Source organism: Streptomyces triticagri, from assembly GCF_003429565.1.
In the GTDB taxonomy this organism is placed as follows: Bacteria; Actinomycetota; Actinomycetes; order Streptomycetales; family Streptomycetaceae; genus Streptomyces; species Streptomyces triticagri.
In genome coordinates this window covers 1-17,738 of the sequence record NZ_QUAK01000051.1, presented here as the reverse complement: position 1 = coordinate 17,738, position 17,738 = coordinate 1, and the positions used below count along the sequence as shown (strand labels likewise).

Here is a 17,738-nt window from a genome sequence, read left to right as displayed (position 1 = left end):
GGACCCCCAACCACCGGGCCCCGACCGCTCACCCCGCCTCCACCCGTACCCCCAACTGCGCCGCGAACGCCGGTGCCAGATCCATCAGTTGGGCAGGGGTCACCACCGCACCCGCCAGCCGGTCCACCCCTCTCGCGATGTCGATCCGCGCCGCGTACCGCAGATCCACCTCGCTGAGCCGGACGCCGGAGAGATCGGCGCCGCTCAGCGTGCAGTCCGGGAACTCGACCCGCTCCAGGCTCGCCCCACCGAAGTCCGGCTCGGCCAGCACACAGCCCTCGAAGACCACGTCCTTCAACGTGGCCGAGCGCAAGTTGAGAAAGTCGATCTTCCCGCCCCTGATCACCACCCGCTCCAGCACGGCTCCGTGCAGCTGGACCCCGCCGAGCCGCGCGTCGATCACCTCCACGTCCCGCAGCGCGGCGCCCGCCAGATCCGTGCCGACCCCGCGGACGCCGGAGAGCCGGGAGTCGATCAGGCGGGCGTTCCCCAGCTCCGTCTCGTCGAGGGAGCAGCCGTCGAGCACGCAGTCCAGGAAACGGGAGCCGGCCCCCCGCTGCCCCGCGAGATCCGTCCCCGCGAACTCCCGCCCGTCGTAGTCCCCGTCCGGCTCAAGACCTCCCTCGTACGCAACCAGCGGCGGAAGCCTCAACTCCGGCCGCCGCGCCCGCCGCACCGGCCTCGCCCGCTCCTCACCGCTCGTCCGCCCTCGCGTCACCATGCTCCCCATCTTGAACCCCACCACTGACAACGGACCGCAACGGACCGCGACGGACCGCCGACGAAGGCGTGCACCGGGCCGGTCCGGTCCGGGTCACTCGACCAGACTCAGCGCCGCCTCGCCGAAGGCCCGCACCCGCGCCGACGCACCGCCCTCGAGCCGGACGAGACCCCACTCCACCGGTTCGGCGTCCGCGAAGGGCACGTAGGCGACGTCCGGCCGCGCGAAGTAGCGCCGCGCATGCGCACCGACGGCGCAGACGCCTTCGCCCGCGCCGACGAGCGTCAGCATCTCGTTGAGGGTCATCGCCGACGGGCCGGGCGTGACGGTCCGGCCTGCGGGTGTGCGCGGCGGCGTACAGTCCTCGCGCAGAGACCTCGGCAGCGCCTCGGGCAGCTGCAGCACGGTGACCCGGGCCAGATCCTCGACCGAGACGGTCGCCCGCCGGGCGAAGGGATGCCCGACGGGCACCGCGAGCATCCGCGCCTCACGCACCAGGACGGGCCCCGTCACGATGCCCGCCTCCCGCATCGGAAGACAGGTCAGCGCCATGTCGGCCTCGCCGGCACGCAGCCACGGCAGCACGTCCGCCAGGCGCGCCTCGCTGATCCGGACCTCGCAGTCGGGGTGCCGTTCGCGGAACACCTGGGTGGCGCCGACCAGGAGCTGGCCCGCCGCCGGCCCGGTGAAGGCCACCCGCAGCAGCCCGGTCACCCCGCGTCCGGCGTCCACGGCCCGCTCGACGGCGTCGGTGATCAGCGACCGGGCAGGCCGCAGCTCCTCTTCCAACTGCCGTCCCACCGGCGTGAGTTCGACCCGCCGGCTGGTGCGGTGGAACAGCGGGACACCGATCCGCCGCTCCAGTTTCGCGATGGTCTGGCTGACCCGGGCCGTGGAGACGTGCAGCCGCTCGGCCGTCCGGCCGAAGTGCAGCTCCTCGGCGAGCGTCAGGAACGCGTCCAGCTCGTGCCGCTCCAGCACGCCGTCCACCTCCTCCTTCGATCGTTGAGCGGGGCTTCCTTCGATCGTTGAGCGGGGCTTCACGACCGTTGCGCAGGTGCGCGTTGATGGCCCCTCGGGCTCCCAGCATGATCGTCACCGGACACGGAGGTACGGGCCGCCCGGACCGCAGCCCGACCCGAACTGAACCGGCCCGACCGCACCCGACCTGCACAGGAGACCATCATGTACGTCACGCTCGACCGCGCCCTGACGACCCCCGCCGACGCCCCGGCCGCGGCCCTCGCCGAGCTCCGGGACCGTACGGAGATCACCGACGCGCTGCTCCGCTTCGCCCTGGGCCAGGACCTCGAGGACCGGGAGCTGTTCGCCTCGGCCTTCACGGCCGACGCCGAGCTGGACTTCCGTCCGGCCGCCGCCCGCTGGGGCGCGGAGCCGCCGCTGATGGTCGGGCGCGACACGATCGTCACCACCATCCTGGCCATGTTCACCGGCCGGGTGGACACCACCCACCAGGTCACCAACCCGCGGATCTCCATCGACGGTGACACCGCACGGCTCACCGCCCTGGTCGAGGCCCAGCACCTGCTCGTAGCCGACCGCCGTACGCACGCACTCCTGAAGAACCCCTACGACGTGGACCTGGTCCGCGACGGCGACCGCTGGCTCATCCGCCGCCTGCGCATCGACAACACCTGGTACACCGGCGATCCCACCGCCATCTTCGGCTGACCCCGCCGCCCGCCGTCCTCGCCGCCCGGCCGGCCCGTGTCACATCCGCACCCCCTTCGCCCGTCACATCTCCGTACGCCGTTCCGTACGTCATCGGGGCATGCCCGTACGTCCTCCGGGTGTCCCCGGGCATCGGCCGGGCGTCTCGTACAACGGCCAGGCGTCCGTACGCCAACGAGCGACCGCTAGGAGCGCAGAATGCACCGCATCACCGTCATCGGCGGCGGTTTCGCCGGGCTCACGGCGGCCGTCACGGCCGCCGAAGCGGGTGCCCGGGTCACCCTTTACGAGAGCCATCACACCCTGGGCGGCCGCGGCCGCACCTCGCAGGCGGGCCCGTACCGCACCAACGAGGGGCCGCACGCGCTCTACAACGGCGGCCCGCACTGGACCTGGCTTCACAAGCGCGACCTGATCGGCCCGCTGGCGCCGGTACCGCCGCTCGAGGGCACCCGCTTCCGGCTGCGGCACGGCGGCCGGCTGCGGCGCACGCCCCCGTTCGCGATGCTGCGGCTGCTCCGGCATCCCGCCACCCGCGCGCCCGTGGACCAGGACTTCCACAGCTGGGCGTCCGGTCTGGTGGGTGAGGAAGGGGCCGTGGCCGCGGCGCACTTCGTGGCCGTCGCGGTGTTCCACCACGACCCCGGCTCGTTGTCCGCGGCCTTCGTGCAGGAGCGGCTGCGCCGGGCCGCGAAGCTGCCGCCGGAGGCGCACTACCCGCGCGGGGGCTGGAGTTCGTTCCTTGAGCGTCTCGCGGACCGGGCCTGGACGCTCGGCGTACGGGTGGAGACCTCGGCGCGCGTCGACCGGCTGCCCGAGGACGGGCCCGTCATTGTTGCCACACATCTGGAGACCGCCCGCCGCCTCCTCGCCGACGACACCCTGCGCTGGACCAGCGGCCGCACGGCGCTCGTGGATCTGTCGCTACGCGCGCGTGGCGGCGATTCCTTCGTCGTCTCCGACCTGGACGCGCCGGGCTGGATCGAGCGCTTCAGCGCCGCCGACCCGACGCTCGCACCGGCCGGCGAGCAGCTCCTGCAGGGCCAGATCCCGATCGCGCCCGACGAGTCCAAGGCCGACGGGCTCCGCCGCGCCGAGCCCCTCCTCGACCTGGGCTTCCCCGGCTGGCGCGAGCGCACGGCCTGGCGCCGGGACGCCGTCGCGAACGGCCGCACCGGCGCCGTCGACCCGCCCGGCACGACCTGGCGCGACCGCCCGGCCATCGACCGCGGGAACGGCGTCTTCCTGGCCGGCGACCAGGTCGCGGCCCCGGGCGTCCTGTCCGAGGTCTCCTTCACCAGCGCCCTGCAGGCCGCCGAACTGGCCCTGTCGGCAGCCAAACGGGAGGTACGCACGAGCTGATCGGGTCCGGTGCCCGTGGTCCCGCCTCGGCCACTCCTTGACCTCAATCGCACTTGAGGTACGAGGCTCGGTCTCGCGGCCGGACCCCGTGTCCGGCCCGCCGCCCCGATACCGAGCTCGACGTCGACTTCGAGGAGTCACCGTGTACGCCATCCGTCTGCACTCGTACGGCCCGGCCGAGAATCTGCTGCACGAGCAGGTCGAGGACCCCGTGCCGGGCCCCGGCCAGGTCCGTATCGCCGTCGCGGCCGCCGGCGTGCACCTGCTCGACGCCGCGCTCCGCGAGGGCATGCAGGGACCCGCGCCCGAGCCGACGCCGCTGCCCACGATCCCCGGCCGCGAGGTCGCCGGCACGGTGGATTCGGTCGGCGAAGGCACCGATCCGGCCTGGCTCGGCCGCCGGGTCGTGGCACACATCGGCTTCAAGCCCGGCGGCTATGCCGAGCTCGTCGTCACCGAGGCGGACCGCCTGCACGAGATTCCCGAGTCCCTCGACGCCGCCGAGGCCGTCGCCCTGATCGGCACGGGCCGTACGACGACGGGGATCCTGAAGTTCGCCGAGCTCACCCCCGACTCGGTGGCCCTGATCCCCGCCGCGGCGGGCGGCATCGGCACCCTGCTCGTGCAGTACGCCAAGCACGCGGGCGCCACCGTCGTCGGGCTCGCGGGCGGACCCGCGAAGGTCGCCGCGGTCCGTGCGAACGGCGCCGACCTGGCCGTCGACTACACGCAGCCCGGCTGGCCGGACGAGGTACGCGCCTTCCTCGGCGAACGCCACGCCACCGTCCTCTTCGACGGCGTCGGCGGCGACGTCACCCGCGCCTGCCTCGACCTGCTCGGTCCGGGCGGCGAGCACCTCGTCTTCGGCTGGTCCGCCGAGGGCGTACAGACCGGCGAGGCCCTGCTGCTCCCGCAGGAAGAACTGGACCGCCGCAAGATCACCCAGACCGAGGTGCTCGGCCCGCCGATGCTGGCGAAGGCGGGCGGCGACAACCCCGTCCGCACCCTGGAACTGGCCACCCTCGCGGCGGCCGCCGACGGCATCCTGCGCCCCGCCGTCCAGCGCTTCCCGCTCGCCGAGGCCGCCGCGGCGCACCGGGCCCTGGAGAACCGGGGCACGACCGGCAAGGTCGTCCTGGAACCCTGAACGGCCCGCCTCAGGCGGCCCGCTGCTTCCCGAGCTCCGCGAGCGCGTCATCCGTCAGCCGGTACACCTGCCACTCGTCCTGCGGCCGGGCGCCCAGCGATTCGGTGCGCATACGCGGCGGGCCGCTCCCCGAACAGCGCCGCACTCAACTGCTCGGGAGTGGCCCTGACCTCGTCCAACGACTTCTCGTGCTCGGCCAGTTCACAGATCATGGCGTGAATCTCGGCGACATCTGCGGCAACCGCGGTACGGATCATGCCCGGCACGTCAATACGCGGCGCCGGCCTGGAGATCGTCGGGCAGCAGTCGGAACGCGATACAGGAGCGCCGCCCGCAGCCGAGGCTGCGGGCGGCCCTTGTGCTTCTGTGTGGCAGTTCGGTCACCGGATGCGACTCAGTGTGAATTGCCCCGCAGGCGCATGTAGCGCCGGCCGAAGTGGACAATTCCCACCGCTCCGGCGACAGCGCCGACGACGCACAATACGGTTGCCCATGCGGCCAATCCCTGTGTCATCCACAGGAGACTGACCACGACCAGCGCGACGGCGAACAGCGTTCGCTCTCCATCTCCCGGTCCACGGCTCGCCATGATTTCCTCAGTCCCTGATTGCGGTGCAGCTGTACTTGACGCCCTTCATGGTGATGGTGCGCCATCCGGCCATCGTTCCGACAGAGGCGGAATTCGCCGGGGCGACGTCCGTCCCGCCACCGCCGCCTCCGCCTTCCTTGCGGCAGTAGTAGCCGAGTGCGTCGAGCTTCTTCAGTGCGCTCATGGCCTGGTACTTCTTGTACGACTTGAGCATGGCGGCCCGCTTCTGCGCGGGCGTCGCCTCCTTCGCCTTGGTGTAGGCGTAGCACCCGATGCTGGCGCCGATACCGACCCACGAGGCGCCCTTGGCCAGGGCCTTCGTCAGGCCGGCCGCGCCGCTGCCGATGCCGAGGACGGCACAGATCTCGTCCGCGCCCGCCTGCGCCTGGGGATCCCCCGCGGCATTCGACCGCGCTGATGCGGATATCGCATTCCCCTCGCCGGACGAGGCGCCGGGCGACGAAGCCGCCTGTGCGGTACCGCCCGCCACCCCCGTCAAGGCGCAGGCAATCATCACGGACATCGCTTTGTTGCGCATCTTCACGAAGTTGTTCCCCCAACTTCCCGGAACTGCCTGGTCATTGCAGTTCTTACGGCTATTACGGTCGTGCGCCCGGGACGCTACCAGCGACCACTCCAGGCACGCTACGACTCAACTGCCCCATCGGCCGAGGAACATTCGGGCGATCGCCAATTGCTCCGTATCCAGCGGGTCTTCGTCCTCGATGTTCCAGAGAAGGTTCTGCAGGGCGCGGCCGAGAGTCCAGGCCTTGGCACGCTCACGGTCGAGCCCGAGAGTCTCGGTCATCAAGTCGAAACGCCACCGGACCTCGGAGAGCGAGAAATCATTGGCGAGCGCCGGCATCAGGTCGAATCCGGGGTCTCCGGCGAGCGGCTTGGGGTCGATGGCGAGCCACGGCTCGCGGTCGGCGGCGAGCACGTTGTCGTAGTGCAGATCCCAGTGCAGCAGCCGGTCGCCGGGTTCGTCCGCGACCTCCCGTACGGCGGCCGCGCAGTCGGCGATCACCGCGCGGGCCTCGCGGTCGGCGACCCGCGCGAGCGCGGCGGGCAGCCGCTCCTGCATGCCGCGGGCCGCGGCGCCGAGGGTGCGCAGTCCCGGCGGTGCGGGTACGGCGGTGAGCCGGGCGAGCAGTTCGGCGAGGATACGGACGGCGTCGCGGGAGTCGTCGAGCGCGGAGAGGTGACGGGTCTCGTCGAGCCGTTCCAGGAGCAGGGTGTTGGTGGGTGCGTCGTGCGCGAGGAGCCGGACCGCACCGTCACCGCCCCACCGGCGCAGCGCGACCGGCTCCCCCTCGCTCTCCGCGTCGAGCACCTGCAACTTCAGCGCGGCACGACTCCCGTCCGCCCGCACCACCGGCAGCACGAGCGCGGCGACCCCGTGCATCGCGGGCCCGGTCACCCGCAGCCCCCACCGCTCGCAGAACTCCCGTGCTTGCAGAGGAAGTTGCCGGACGAACGCCCGCCCCGCGTCCCCGTTGTACTTGACCTGCGCCGCAGCGAATTCTTCCGGAACGTGGATCACGGGGCCGATGTTAGGCCGCCGCGGCCCGGGGCCTCAGTGGGCGAGCTTCAGGCCGATGACGCTGGCGACGATCAGGGTCAGGAAGAGGATCTTCAGCGGGGAGGCCGCCTCCGACCCCGTGGCCATCGCGTACACGATGGTGAGCACCGCTCCGATGCCGACCCACACCGCGTACGCCGTACCGACCGGCAGATCACGCATCGCGTAGGCGAGTCCGGCCATGCTCGCGCCGAGGCCGGCGACGAAGACCAGGGACGGCCCGAGCCGCGAGAACCCCTCGGACTTGCCGAGCGCGGTGGCCCACACCGCTTCCATGAGTCCGGACAGAGTAAGAATCAGCCATGCCATGACAGCCCTCCACGGGCCGTCTTGTCGCACACCGGGTACGGCACCCCTCGTCCGGAAGCCCCTGGTCGGGGGCTCCCCACCAAGGTCTCACACCCCGCGCGGGAGCGGCAATCACGCCCAGCAGCCCGCCCCCGGCCGTCAGGAAGCAGGCGCCCTGGACGCCGCCGCGGCGAGCGCCGCGCCGAGGACGAGGAGGGTGAGGCTGATGAAGATCTCGTAGCCGTCGGCGTAGAGGAAGCGGAGGAAGCCCATGAAGGGGATCCAGACGTCGAATGCCTCGTGGACGATGCCCTGCAGGCCGCCGAAGAGGAGCAGGAAGCTGAGGAAGCCCAGGATGCCTTTCATGCCGTCAGGCTAGGAAGGCCAGGTCGGGGGCGCTGTCGTCCATCGGTCTACGGTCGGCGGGCGGGTGTCGTCCGAAAGTATCGGCCCGGGGTGCGGGCGCGGTCCCGGGGGCCGGGCGGGACGTAGGTTCGTCCCATGTGGACCCCTGCCATGCGGACCCCGCGGACGCGCCGCGACTGGTACGCCGATATCGGGTTCTTTCTCTTCGCGGCCGCCTTCGCGGTGCTCTCGGCGGACTCGGTGCATCTCGACGAGGACATGTCGCGCCAGGCCCTGGTCGTCGACCAGGTGGTGGGGGCGCTGGGGTGTGCCGCGGTGTTCCTGCGGCGGCGGTGGCCCGTGCAACTGGCCCTCGCGCTGCTGGTGTTGGGGAATCCGTTCCACTTCATGGGCGGCGCGACGGTGGTGGCGATGTTCACCGTGGCCGCGCACCGGCCGCTGCGGTCGACGGCGTGGGTCTCGGCGGCGGTCGCCGTGCCGTTCGTCCTGTTCCTCGCGCGGAACCCGCAGACGGACGACCCGCGGACCGGCTCCGCCCTGACGTACTTCGCGCTGATCGCGGGCTCGATCGGCTGGGGCCTGTACGTACGCAAGCGCCGGCAGCTGATCGCCTCGGTCGAGGAGCGGGCCGCCGCCGAGGCGGGTCGCCTGGCCCGCGAGGAGATCGCCCGCGAGATGCACGATGTGCTGGCCCACCGGCTCTCGCTGCTGAGCGTGCACGCAGGGGCGCTCGAGTTCAATCAGGACGCGTCCAAGGCGGAGGTACGGCAGGCGGCCGGGGTGATCCGCGACAGCGCGCACCGGGCGCTGCAGGACCTGCGCGAGGTGATCGGGGTGCTGAGGGCGCCGTCCGTCGGGGGAGCCGGCGGGACGGGCCGGCCGCAGCCGACGCTGCGGGACATCGACCGCCTGGTCGCCGAGTCCCGGGAGGCCGGCGCGGACGTCACGTACCGCGGCCCGGAGTGCGGCACCGGCACGCTCGCGGCCGCAGCCGAGCGCGCCGCGTACCGCGTCGTCCAAGAGGGCCTGACCAACGCCCGCAAGCACGCCCCCGGCGAGCGGGTCACGGTCACCGTGTCCGGCGGCCCCGGCGAGGGCCTGACGGTGGAGGTGGCCAATCCCGTGGCCGACGGCTCCGGCGCCGGCATCCCCGGCGCCGGGCAGGGCCTGATCGGGCTCGGCGAGCGCGCCGCGCTGGCCGGCGGGCAGCTGCAACACGGCCCGGAGGACGGGACGTTCGTACTGCGCGCCCGGCTGCCCTGGGACGGTGCGCCGGCGGACGCCCCGGACGAGAGCGCATGACGTGACCGCGATGATCCGCGTACTCCTGGTCGACGACGACCCGCTCGTCCGCTCCGGGCTGCGCCTGATGCTCGCCGGTGCGCCGGACATCGAGGTCGTGGCGGAGGCGGGCGACGGCGCCGAGGTGGGGCCGCTGGTGGCCCGGCACTCCCCCGACGTCGTCCTGATGGACATCCGGATGCCCGGCGTGGACGGCCTCGCCGCCGCCGAGGCGCTGCGCGCGGGAGCCGCGGGCTTCGTGGTGAAGGACATGCCCCCGCAGGAGATCGTGACGGCGGTACGGAGGGTCGCGGCCGGCGATCCGGTGCTCTCGCCGGAGGTGACCCGGCAGCTCATCGACCAGGTGGCCGCGGGGGCGGGCCGCAGCAGAAGCGCGCGGGCCGACCACGCCCGTGAGCGGCTCGCGCGGCTCGGCGACCGCGAGCGCGAGGTGGCCGTGGCGGTCGCGAGCGCGAGGTGGCCGTGGCGGTCACGGGCGGCGGCTCGAACGCGCAGATCGCCGCGGACCTCCACCTGTCGGTCCCGACCGTCAAGACGCACATCTCCCGCGTCCTGGCCAAACTGGACCTGACCAGCCGGGTGCAGATCGCGCTGCTCGTGCAGGAGGCCGGGGAGGTGCCGGGGCGACCCTGACCCCGGCCCTCCGCGACGCCGGGCGCCCCTACTTCCCGCGCGCCAGCGCGATCGCCCCGCTCAAGCGCTCGCCCGCCTCGTAGACCATGTACGGCACGCCGTCCTCGGTGCCGAAGCTGGGTGCCGCGGAGCGGCCGTCGTCCGGGTCCTCGTCCATGGACTCGTGGAGGATGCCGAGGTGCTCGCGGCGGGAGAAGTCGGCGCCGACCTCGGTGATGAGGATGTTGCCGCCACTGCCCTTGTCGCAGTGGTAGACGACGTACGCGGTGCCGCCCCGGGTGAGCAGGTGCGGGGCGCCGATGTCCTGGGCGCCGACGTCCGAGTGCCGCACCAGCGGGGTCTGGTCGAAGGTCCAGGACAGGCCGTCCGCGGACCAACCCCAGCCGATGTCACGGTGGTTGGAGGCGTTGTTCAGCATGAAGAGCATCACATAGCGGGCGCCGCGGTCCGGCAGGTCGTGCCGGAAGACCCGGGCGTAGGAGGTCTCCGTGGTGCCGGGCGGCTGCATGGCGGTGGTGAGGACCGTGCGGTCGTACGTGAAGTCGATGCCGTTCTTGGAGCGGGCGAGGCGGGTCGTGGTGTTCTCGCCGTGGAAGTACAGCCACATCTCCTGCGCGTCCTCGTTCCACAGCACGTGCGGGGACGAGACATGGCTGACGTCGTAGTGCGGGGACCAGACGTTGGAGACGATCGGGTTGTGCGGGTACTCGGTGAAGGGGCCCTCGAGGGAGTCGCCGTACGCCAGGCAGATGCCACCGGGGGCGTCGTGCGGCGCGTAGTAGAGGTAGTAGCGGCCGAGCGCGCCCGGGACGCGGCCCTCGGCGCCGCGGATGCACGGGAAGATGATCTCGCCGGTGGGGTTGTACTTCAGGTCGGAGGGCTTGAGCAGGGTCTTGACGTACGTGTAGTCGGGGAAGCCGCCGGGGGCGGCCGCCGCGCTCGGGGCCACGGTGGCACCGACCGCGAGGACCGTGCCGGTGGCGGCGGCGCCGCGCAGCAGGGTGCGGCGGCCGAAGGGGCGGGTGGCGCTGTGCTGGTGCTGCGGCTCGTGGTGCTCGTTCATGTCCGTTCTCCGTCCCGGGAGTTGGGGTCATGCGGGCGAGTGGATCGAGGTGGTTGCGGATCGCTCACAGATGCGCGGCCGCGGTGACGCAGAAGCCGCCGAGGGCGACCGCCCACACGTACGGCAGGGTGCGGATCATCACCTGCTGCGGGCTCACCCCCGCGTACTGGGCGCTCCACACGGTCTGCGTACTGGTCGGGTCGGCGACGCCGAAGACCTGGTTGTACGAGGCGGCGATGCCGAGCACCGCGACCGCCGGGTAGATGCCGGCCGCGATGAGGACGCCGGCGATGCCCGCGCCGAGGCCGTACACATTGAGCGGGCCGCGGTACAGGCACAGCGGCACGAGCAGGGTGAAGACCAGCACGAACAGCACCGGGTTCTGCGGGCTGACCGCCTTCACCAGCGGCTCCAACGCCTCGATGGCGCCGGGAAGTTGGACGGCGGCGAGCAGGATGCCGATGGCGATGAAGAGGGCGATCGGCGGGGCGGCCACCTCGAAGCCGCCGTACAGGGTGCGCAGCAGGCGCTTGTTCATCTCGCGCGGCCGGGTCGTGGTGATCAGTGCGTAGAGCACGCCGGCGAGGAGGGAGGGGATGATGGCGAGCTCGAAGCCGAGGGCCAGGATCAGCGGGATCACAGGGGTGATCAGCGCGTACCAGGGTGCGTCGCCGAGCCGCTCACGGCGTGAAGTCGGGGCCGCGGAGGCCGACTTGAGGGACCAGGTGTGCTCGACTCCGCGCCGCCGGGACTCGATCAGTACGTAGGCGACCGCGGCGACCAGGGCGAACGGGAACAGCTTCACCATGAAGTCGCGCACCTGCGGCACCGGCAGATCGAGCGCCGTGGAGAAGAACTGCCAGATCGGCAGCTCGAAGGGCACACCGACGGCGATGCCCATCAGGATGGTGCCGGCCGCGGTGACCTTGGGGATGCCCACGGCGATCATCGCGGGGATGCCGATGATGCCGGCGAGCATCGCGGCGGGCGCCGAGCCCGTGACCGTACCGATGAGAGCCGAGACGCCGAGTACGCCCAGAGCCACGACAGTTGGCCGGTCGCCGCCGAATTCGACGATCTTGCGGACGATGGTGCCTGCGATGCCCGTCTCGTCGAGGAGCTTGCCGAGCCAGGAACCGAGCAGCACCGCGATCATCGTCGAGGCGAGCATCGGCGAGCCCTCCTGGAGGACCGTGTCCAGGACGCTCTCCTTGCCGGTGAAGGACGCTCCGGCGACGACCGCGATGGCGACGCCGAGCAGCACCAGGGCGAAGGCGGTGGGGAGTTTGCGGGTGAGCATGGCGGCGACTCCGGCCGCCATGATGATGAGGATGACAACGCCCATGACGTCACTTCACTTCTCTTCGGGCGACCGCGTCGGCGAGCGCGGCCGTCAGGTGCAGGGGGCTGCGGCCCAGGCCGCAGACGGTGCGGGCGTACGCGTGCGCGGCGATCTCCTCGGCGCCCGCCACATGGCCGTACCGGGTGAACCGGCCGGCTCTCAGGACCACATGGCCGAGCGCGCGCCTGAGTGCGTCGCGGTCCGGGCCGTGGTGCAGCCGCTCGTGCACGGCCTCGTGGGCGAGGGCGGCGGCGCGCGGGGAGCCCGGCGGGTACCAGTGCCGCCAGCCGCGTGCGTCGATCAGTGCCTCGGCGGCGTCCAGGGTGTCGGTGAACAGCTCGACGGTGGGCCGGGGCCGCGACCGGTAGCGGGCGATCAGGCCGAGCTCGAGTCCGTCGGTGCGCTCGACGATCTCGGCGTGGAAGTCGGAGTCGAGGTCGGTGGCCGGCAGCGCGGACCCGAACTCGTCGGCGGCGTACGCCCATTGGCGCAGCAGCTCCGGGTCGCGGGCCTCGTGCGTGGGCGTGCCGGCCAGCAGCCGTACCGCGAGGTCGATGTCGTCGGCGGTGTCCAGATCGGTGCCCACCTCGTCCAGGTCGGTGCCCACCTCGCGCACCCCCGCCGTCACGACCGCACCTCGACGACCGCCACCACCGGCTCGCTGCCGAGCCGCGCGCGCAGTTCGCCGCGTGCGAGCGCGAGCAGCGGTTCCGGTTCCAGTACGCCGGAGAGGTCGGCGATCCGTGAGCCGAGCAGCAGCCGCACCGCGGGCGCCCGTACGCCGCCGTCGCCGTAGGAGGTCTTCTCCTTGACCAGGCGGGCCAGGACACTCGGCGCATCGGCGACGGTCGTGGATTCCACATGGGCGTCGGCGACGTGCAGCCGGACCACACCGTCGGCGTCCACGATCCGCACGGGGCGGCGGGTGGCCCGCATCCGGCGCCGCAGTTCGGTGCCGTAGACCGTGTGCGCCGGAGTGCCGGCGAGCACCTCGACCGCGGAGGCGTCGGTCTTCAGGCTGGCGGCGGCGGTACGCAGGCGCTCGTCGTCGTCGGCGCGGTGCGCCCGGTCCTGGGTGCGCAGCTCGGTGGCGCCGGTGGCGACCGCCCGCACCGTGCTGGTCTGCGGGTCCACGGTCACCTCGACCTCGACGCCCTCGGCCGCCGCACCCTGCGCGACGACCGCGGCCTCCGCCTCCGCCCGTACGCCGAGGATCTGCTCCTGCCCGGCACCCGGGATGATCCGCTCGATCTGCTCGCGGACCAGGGCGAGGGCCACGCCGATCGGGCTGATCACCTCGCTGTGCTTGGCGATCCGGCCCTCGACACCGCTGACCGCGGCCAGATGCGGGGTGACGGAGGCCGCGCCTCCGCCACCGCCCACAAGTACGGCGGTGTCCTTGTCGAGGCGGTAGTCGCGGACCATCGCGTCCACGACCGTGCGCACCTGCGCCGTACCCGCGTCCAGGATCTTCGCCGCGGCGTCGTCGACGTCCGTGCCGAGCTGCGCGGCGAGCGGTGCGATCGCGGCCCGCGCCACGTCCCGGTCGCAGCGGGCGAAGTCGCCCTCGGGGACCCGGCCGAGCGCGTTCGCCGCGCAGGTCATGGTGATCGCGAAGCGGCCGCCGGCGGCGTCGAGCACCGCGTAGTCGGCGGGGTCGTCCGCCATCGGCCTGATCGTGGCGACGGTGGCGTCCCGCAGATCGTCCGCGGTCGCGAAACAGGCGTACGGCAGACCGGCGATGTGCGCACTGCGCGGCCCCACCCCGGTCACCTTGCCGCCGCCGATCCGCACCATCGAGCCGCCGCCGACGCCCACGGTCCGTACGTCCAGGGCGTTCAGATACGACTTCTTGCCGAGGATCGTGGCATGTTGGACGGCGACCTTGCCGCGCCGCACCACGCTGATGTCGGTGGACGTACCGCCGGTCTCCAGGAAGACGCCCTCGCTGATCCGCTCCTGCATCAGCGCGCCCGCGACCCCGGCGGCCGGCCCGGACAGCACCGTGAGCAGCGGCCTGCGCCGCATCTCGTCCAGGGACATCACACCGCCGTCGCAGCGCATCACCATCAGCGGCGAGGTCACCCCGGCCTTGGTGATGGACGCGTCGACCAGGTCCGCGGTGGCCAGCATCCGCGGCAGGATCGCCGCGTTCACCACGGCGGTACGGGTGCGCTTGTGCAGCCCGTAGAGCGAGGTGATCTCGTGTGCCGCGGTCATCGGAAGGCCGTGCCCGCGGGCCGCCTCGCGCACCGCCTCCTCGCCCTCGGGACGGTCGACGCTGAACGGCTCGCTGGCCACCAGGACCTCGGCGCCGTCCTGGACCAGGGCATCGGCGGCGCGCTGCACGGCGGCCCGGTCGCCGGGGTCGGCGACATGTGCGTAGGCCAGCGGGAGCCGCTTGCCGGGGGTGAGTTCGAGCTTGCCGAGTGCGCCGAGGCGGCGGGTGAGGAAGGCGCTCGGTCCGGTCCCGATACCGATCAGACCGACGGTGGCGACATCGCCCTCCAGAAGGGCGTTGGTAGCCTGAGTCGTTCCGTGCGCCAGGAAGGCGACGTCCTCCGGGGCGCGGCCGGTCTCCTCCAAGAGCCGGCCGAGAGCTTCCACGATGCCGTGCGCGACGCCGTCCTCGTGGTGGTGGCTGGTGGGGACCTTCACCTGGCCGAGCAACTCCAGGGACGTGGCGTCCACAGCCACGGCGTCGGTGAAGGTTCCGCCCACGTCGATGCCGACGCGGATGCGGTGGGTGGTCATGTCAGGGCACCTCCTTGTGCGGGTGTGGCACGTGCGCGGGCGGGCCGGGTGGGACAGGTGGAGCTGTCCCACCCGGCAGCCGGCGCCGGACTGCGGGTACGGGTGGAGCCGTACCAGTGGCGTCCGGGCGCCGAATTCAGTAGCCCCGTACGTCGGGCCAGTGGCGCTGTACTCCCTCGCGGTCGAGCAGCCGGGCGAACTCCTCGAACCGCTTGTCCTCGGCCTGCACCTGGCGCGGCTCGACCGCCTCGCTCAGGCAGTGCGCGGCGAGGGCGCCCGCGACCTCGCCGATGTTCCACTCCACCGGGTGGAGCCGGTAGCAGCCGTTGGTGATGTGCGTGGTGCCGATGTTCTTGCCGGCCGGCAGCAGATTGCGGACCCGGCGCGGCACCAGGGCGCCGAGCGGGATCTCGAACGGCACCGAGCCGACATCGATGTAGTTGTCGCCGCCGGTCGACGGGTGCAGGTCGATCCGGTAGCTGCCCACGCCCACCGAGTCCCGGTAGCGGGTGCGCCCGTGCGTGCCGACCACGTCGACGGCCACGTCCTGCTCGGTGACCGTGGTGACGGCCTTGATACGGCGGGACTCGCGGACGTACGGCGCCTTCGCCAGGCCGTCCGCGGTGCCGGTGATGTCGGGGCGGATCCGCAGCCCCGGGAAGCCCTTGCCGCCGTCCTCGCGGGGCGCCTCGGTCTGCAGCCAGTACAGGACGGAGAGCGACAACTGCCGTGCCTCGGCGACCGCTTGGGCCGAGACCTCCTTGCCCGCGCCGATCAGCGGCTTCAGCCAGTAGTCGTTCAGCGGCCAGTTGACAAGCGTGATGTCCGAGTCGAAGGCGCCCGGGCGGTGCAGCTTCCTGGCCAGGATGCGGCGGAAGCCCCACAGCTCCTTGTCGCCCGCGTCCGCGCTCTGGTCGGCGTTGACGGCGAGCGGGTCGACCTCCGGGTTCGGTACGAACGTACGCGGCACGGACTCCAGGGAGCGCGGGTCGGGCGCGAGGAAGCCGAGCAGCGGCCCCGGCCAGAAGTCCGGCTGGTACGAGCGCCAGAAGTCGTAGTCCATGGGGCGCTCGATGACGTGGTTCTCGCCCTCGTGGTGGGAGAGCGCGAAGCAGACGGTGATGCCCTGCTGGTTCAGCGGCTGCGCCTCCTCGGGCGCGTGCGGCTCGCCGAACTCGGCGCGCGACTCGGCGCCCAACGCATGCTCCACGCCGCCCAGTTCGAGCAGCTCGCCGGTCTCGGTGGCGTCGATGACGTAGCGCGCGGGGATGGTGATCCGCTCGCCGTCGCGCAGGTTCTCCAGGGTGACCGAGCGGATGACATCGTTATCGGCCTCGGCGGCGACCGGTGCGTGCTCGGTCAGCAGGGTGAGCCGGCCGGACGCGCGGTGCGGGGCGAGCATGCCCTCGAGGACGGCGAGCGCGACGCGCGGCTCGTGGCAGAGCTTGCTGACGCGGCCGGCGCCCGGGTTCAGATGGTCGAGCGCCGAGGCCTCGGAACGCATCGGGTACCACTGCCGGTAGTAGTCCCGGATCGACTCGCGCATGCTGCGGTACGAGGCGGTGGTGCCGAACTGCTCGACCCAGGGGTGCTCGTCGGGCGGTACGGCCTGCGAGGTCAGCTGGCCGCCGACCCAGTCGGTCTCCTCGGTGAGGACCACGGTCCGCCCGGCCCGGCAGGCGGCGAGGGCGGCGGCGACGCCGCCGAGGCCTGCGCCGACGATGAGGATGTCAGGTTCGGGTGTCACGGGTTCGGTTCTCCTTGCGACGTGCTGTGCGGGGTGCGGGGTGAAGTGCTGTGCGAGGTGCGGGAGTTGTCGTACGTCAACGGGCTTCGGGCGGTGGTCCCGACGTGGCGCCGGGGCGATATGTGCAGGCCACCAGCGGTTCGTCGGCCTCCTCGCCGGCGACGAGGGCGGCGAGCAGCCGTACGGCGGCGGCGCCGAGCCGGGCCCGCGGGATGTCGAACCCGGTGGGCACGGGCTGCTCGCGCAGATCGGGCGGCGGGCTGCCGAGCAGGGCGAGCGACACGTCTCCGGGGCAGTCGAGGCCCGCCTTGCCGGCGGCCGCGAGCAGCGCACGCCAGACGGCGGAGGTGTCGGTCTCCTCGGCCACGAACGCGGTGACACCGTCCGCGAGCCACTCGCGCAGCCGCTCCGGCGTCAGGTCCTGCTCCGGGTCGCCGCAGCGCACCACGGCATCGGGTCCTGACGGCAGGCCCGCGCCCTCGAGGCCTTCCCTGAAGCCCTGTTCACGGTCGGTGGAGGCGGGCGCCTCGTCGTCCTCACGGACCAGGACGATCCGCCGGTGGCCCTGCTCGGCCAGCCGCTCCACCACCTCGCGGCTGGCACTGACGTAGTCGGCACCGACCCAGGGCAGGCCCTCCAACTCGTCGCGGCGGCCCAGGTGGACGACCGGGAAGCCGTCCGCGACGAGCCGGCGCAGCTCGGCGGCCGGCGCGTGCCGGCCGAGGAACAGACAGCCGTCCGCGAGCCGGGCCCGGCGCAGCGCCTGACTGCCGGCCCCGGCGCCGCCGGTGCTGGAACCGGTGAAGAGCACCAGGTCGTAGCCGCGCGCGGCCGCCTCCTGCTCCACGCCGACCAGGAACGGGTAGTACGAGTGCTGCACATCCGTGGGGAAGGTGGCGGTGAAGCTGAAGACGCCGAGCAGGTCGTTGCGCGCGGCGGCGAGGCTGCGGGCGGCCGGGTCCGGTACGTAGCCGAGGCGGCCGGCCGCGTCGAGCACCTTCTGCCGGGTCTCGTCCGAGATGGACGGGCCCTGCTTCTTGCCGCCAAGCACCAGCGAGACCGTGGTCTGCGAGACCCCGGCGAGCCGCGCGACCTCCGCCTGCCGCGGCCGCCCGGTCCGCCCCGCGGGCGCAGGCGCGCGGCCGGGCCG

General features: G+C 72.6%; 16 protein-coding genes, 2 pseudogenes and 1 riboswitch. Of the genes and pseudogenes, 5 read left to right on the top strand and 13 right to left on the bottom strand.

Annotated elements, in window-relative coordinates; genetic code table 11:
- Window positions 1–28: 28 nt before the first annotated feature.
- On the bottom strand, window positions 29–721 hold the full coding sequence (locus DY218_RS09530; protein ID WP_233521450.1) for a pentapeptide repeat-containing protein: 693 nt from the start codon (window positions 719–721) through the stop codon (window positions 29–31).
- 93 nt (window positions 722–814) lie between these two features.
- A complete protein-coding gene (locus tag DY218_RS09525) occupies window positions 815–1,702 on the bottom strand; it encodes a LysR family transcriptional regulator (RefSeq protein ID WP_128555491.1) in 888 nt (295 codons plus the stop codon).
- Between the two features lie 204 nt (window positions 1,703–1,906).
- On the opposite strand from DY218_RS09525, the gene DY218_RS09520 reads away from it, so the two are divergent.
- From DY218_RS09520 to DY218_RS09510, 3 genes are all read left to right on the top strand, one after another.
- Window positions 1,907–2,413: a nuclear transport factor 2 family protein gene (locus DY218_RS09520; protein ID WP_128555490.1), complete on the top strand. Its 507-nt coding sequence runs from the start codon at window positions 1,907–1,909 to the stop codon at window positions 2,411–2,413.
- A 198-nt stretch (window positions 2,414–2,611) separates the two neighbouring features.
- Window positions 2,612–3,775, top strand: coding sequence for an FAD-dependent oxidoreductase (locus tag DY218_RS09515; RefSeq protein ID WP_128555489.1), 1,164 nt, complete (start codon window positions 2,612–2,614; stop codon window positions 3,773–3,775).
- A gap of 142 nt (window positions 3,776–3,917) precedes the next feature.
- Window positions 3,918–4,922 carry a zinc-binding dehydrogenase gene (locus DY218_RS09510; protein ID WP_128555488.1) on the top strand — a complete coding sequence of 335 codons (1,005 nt, stop codon included), beginning with the start codon at window positions 3,918–3,920 and terminating at the stop codon, window positions 4,920–4,922.
- Window positions 4,923–4,932: 10 nt separating this feature from the next.
- Here the strand turns inward: DY218_RS09510 and DY218_RS09505 are convergent.
- The 5 genes and pseudogenes from DY218_RS09505 to DY218_RS09480 form a co-directional block, all read right to left on the bottom strand.
- Window positions 4,933–5,179, bottom strand: a pseudogene (locus DY218_RS09505) (hypothetical protein).
- A 339-nt stretch (window positions 5,180–5,518) separates the two neighbouring features.
- Window positions 5,519–6,049, bottom strand: coding sequence for a hypothetical protein (locus DY218_RS09495; RefSeq protein WP_128555486.1), 531 nt, complete (start codon window positions 6,047–6,049; stop codon window positions 5,519–5,521).
- A gap of 114 nt (window positions 6,050–6,163) precedes the next feature.
- Window positions 6,164–7,063: an aminoglycoside phosphotransferase family protein gene (locus DY218_RS09490; protein ID WP_407703593.1), complete on the bottom strand. Its 900-nt coding sequence runs from the start codon at window positions 7,061–7,063 to the stop codon at window positions 6,164–6,166.
- A gap of 24 nt (window positions 7,064–7,087) precedes the next feature.
- Window positions 7,088–7,402, bottom strand: coding sequence for a DMT family transporter (locus tag DY218_RS09485; protein WP_128555484.1), 315 nt, complete (start codon window positions 7,400–7,402; stop codon window positions 7,088–7,090).
- Between the two features lie 10 nt (window positions 7,403–7,412).
- Window positions 7,413–7,480, bottom strand: a riboswitch (guanidine-III (ykkC-III) riboswitch).
- A gap of 60 nt (window positions 7,481–7,540) precedes the next feature.
- A complete protein-coding gene (locus DY218_RS09480) occupies window positions 7,541–7,747 on the bottom strand; it encodes a hypothetical protein (protein WP_128555483.1) in 207 nt (68 codons plus the stop codon).
- A 135-nt stretch (window positions 7,748–7,882) separates the two neighbouring features.
- Between DY218_RS09480 and DY218_RS09475 the strand changes: the two genes are divergently transcribed.
- The gene (locus tag DY218_RS09475) at window positions 7,883–9,049 is read left to right on the top strand and encodes a sensor histidine kinase (RefSeq protein WP_233521449.1); all 1,167 of its coding nucleotides are present in this window, start codon (window positions 7,883–7,885) and stop codon (window positions 9,047–9,049) included.
- 10 nt (window positions 9,050–9,059) lie between these two features.
- A pseudogene (locus DY218_RS09470) lies at window positions 9,060–9,682 on the top strand (response regulator transcription factor).
- 28 nt (window positions 9,683–9,710) lie between these two features.
- Here DY218_RS09470 and DY218_RS09465 read toward each other — a convergent pair.
- From DY218_RS09465 to DY218_RS09440, 6 genes are all read right to left on the bottom strand, one after another.
- Window positions 9,711–10,745: a glycoside hydrolase family protein gene (locus DY218_RS09465; protein WP_128555482.1), complete on the bottom strand. Its 1,035-nt coding sequence runs from the start codon at window positions 10,743–10,745 to the stop codon at window positions 9,711–9,713.
- A 64-nt stretch (window positions 10,746–10,809) separates the two neighbouring features.
- Window positions 10,810–12,090 carry a TRAP transporter large permease subunit gene (locus tag DY218_RS09460; RefSeq protein ID WP_128555481.1) on the bottom strand — a complete coding sequence of 427 codons (1,281 nt, stop codon included), beginning with the start codon at window positions 12,088–12,090 and terminating at the stop codon, window positions 10,810–10,812.
- 4 nt (window positions 12,091–12,094) lie between these two features.
- Window positions 12,095–12,715 (bottom strand): hypothetical protein, encoded by a 621-nt coding sequence (locus tag DY218_RS09455; RefSeq protein WP_407703591.1) that lies wholly within the window; start codon window positions 12,713–12,715, stop codon window positions 12,095–12,097.
- Window positions 12,712–14,841, bottom strand: coding sequence for a hydantoinase/oxoprolinase family protein (locus DY218_RS09450; RefSeq protein ID WP_128555480.1), 2,130 nt, complete (start codon window positions 14,839–14,841; stop codon window positions 12,712–12,714). The genes DY218_RS09455 and DY218_RS09450 overlap by 4 nt, the downstream gene beginning before the upstream one ends.
- Before the next feature lie 136 nt (window positions 14,842–14,977).
- Window positions 14,978–16,588, bottom strand: coding sequence for an FAD-dependent oxidoreductase (locus DY218_RS09445; protein WP_128555479.1), 1,611 nt, complete (start codon window positions 16,586–16,588; stop codon window positions 14,978–14,980).
- A gap of 76 nt (window positions 16,589–16,664) precedes the next feature.
- Window positions 16,665–17,738, bottom strand: a 1,074-nt coding sequence (locus DY218_RS09440; RefSeq protein WP_233521448.1) for a LacI family DNA-binding transcriptional regulator, incomplete at its 5' end; no start/stop codon positions are given.

What these genes read in the sequence shown, in the direction of transcription:
- DY218_RS09530 (WP_233521450.1), bottom strand. Translation starts at nt 721, where the DNA reads ATGGTGACGCGAGGGCGGACGAGCGGTGAGGAGCGGGCGAGGCCGGTG.
- DY218_RS09520 (WP_128555490.1), top strand. Translation starts at nt 1,907, where the DNA reads ATGTACGTCACGCTCGACCGCGCCCTGACGACCCCCGCCGACGCCCCG.
- DY218_RS09515 (WP_128555489.1), top strand. Translation starts at nt 2,612, where the DNA reads ATGCACCGCATCACCGTCATCGGCGGCGGTTTCGCCGGGCTCACGGCG.
- DY218_RS09495 (WP_128555486.1), bottom strand. Translation starts at nt 6,049, where the DNA reads ATGCGCAACAAAGCGATGTCCGTGATGATTGCCTGCGCCTTGACGGGG.
- DY218_RS09485 (WP_128555484.1), bottom strand. Translation starts at nt 7,402, where the DNA reads ATGGCATGGCTGATTCTTACTCTGTCCGGACTCATGGAAGCGGTGTGG.
- DY218_RS09480 (WP_128555483.1), bottom strand. Translation starts at nt 7,747, where the DNA reads ATGAAAGGCATCCTGGGCTTCCTCAGCTTCCTGCTCCTCTTCGGCGGC.
- DY218_RS09475 (WP_233521449.1), top strand. Translation starts at nt 7,883, where the DNA reads ATGTGGACCCCTGCCATGCGGACCCCGCGGACGCGCCGCGACTGGTAC.
- DY218_RS09465 (WP_128555482.1), bottom strand. Translation starts at nt 10,745, where the DNA reads ATGAACGAGCACCACGAGCCGCAGCACCAGCACAGCGCCACCCGCCCC.
- DY218_RS09460 (WP_128555481.1), bottom strand. Translation starts at nt 12,090, where the DNA reads ATGGGCGTTGTCATCCTCATCATCATGGCGGCCGGAGTCGCCGCCATG.
- DY218_RS09450 (WP_128555480.1), bottom strand. Translation starts at nt 14,841, where the DNA reads ATGACCACCCACCGCATCCGCGTCGGCATCGACGTGGGCGGAACCTTC.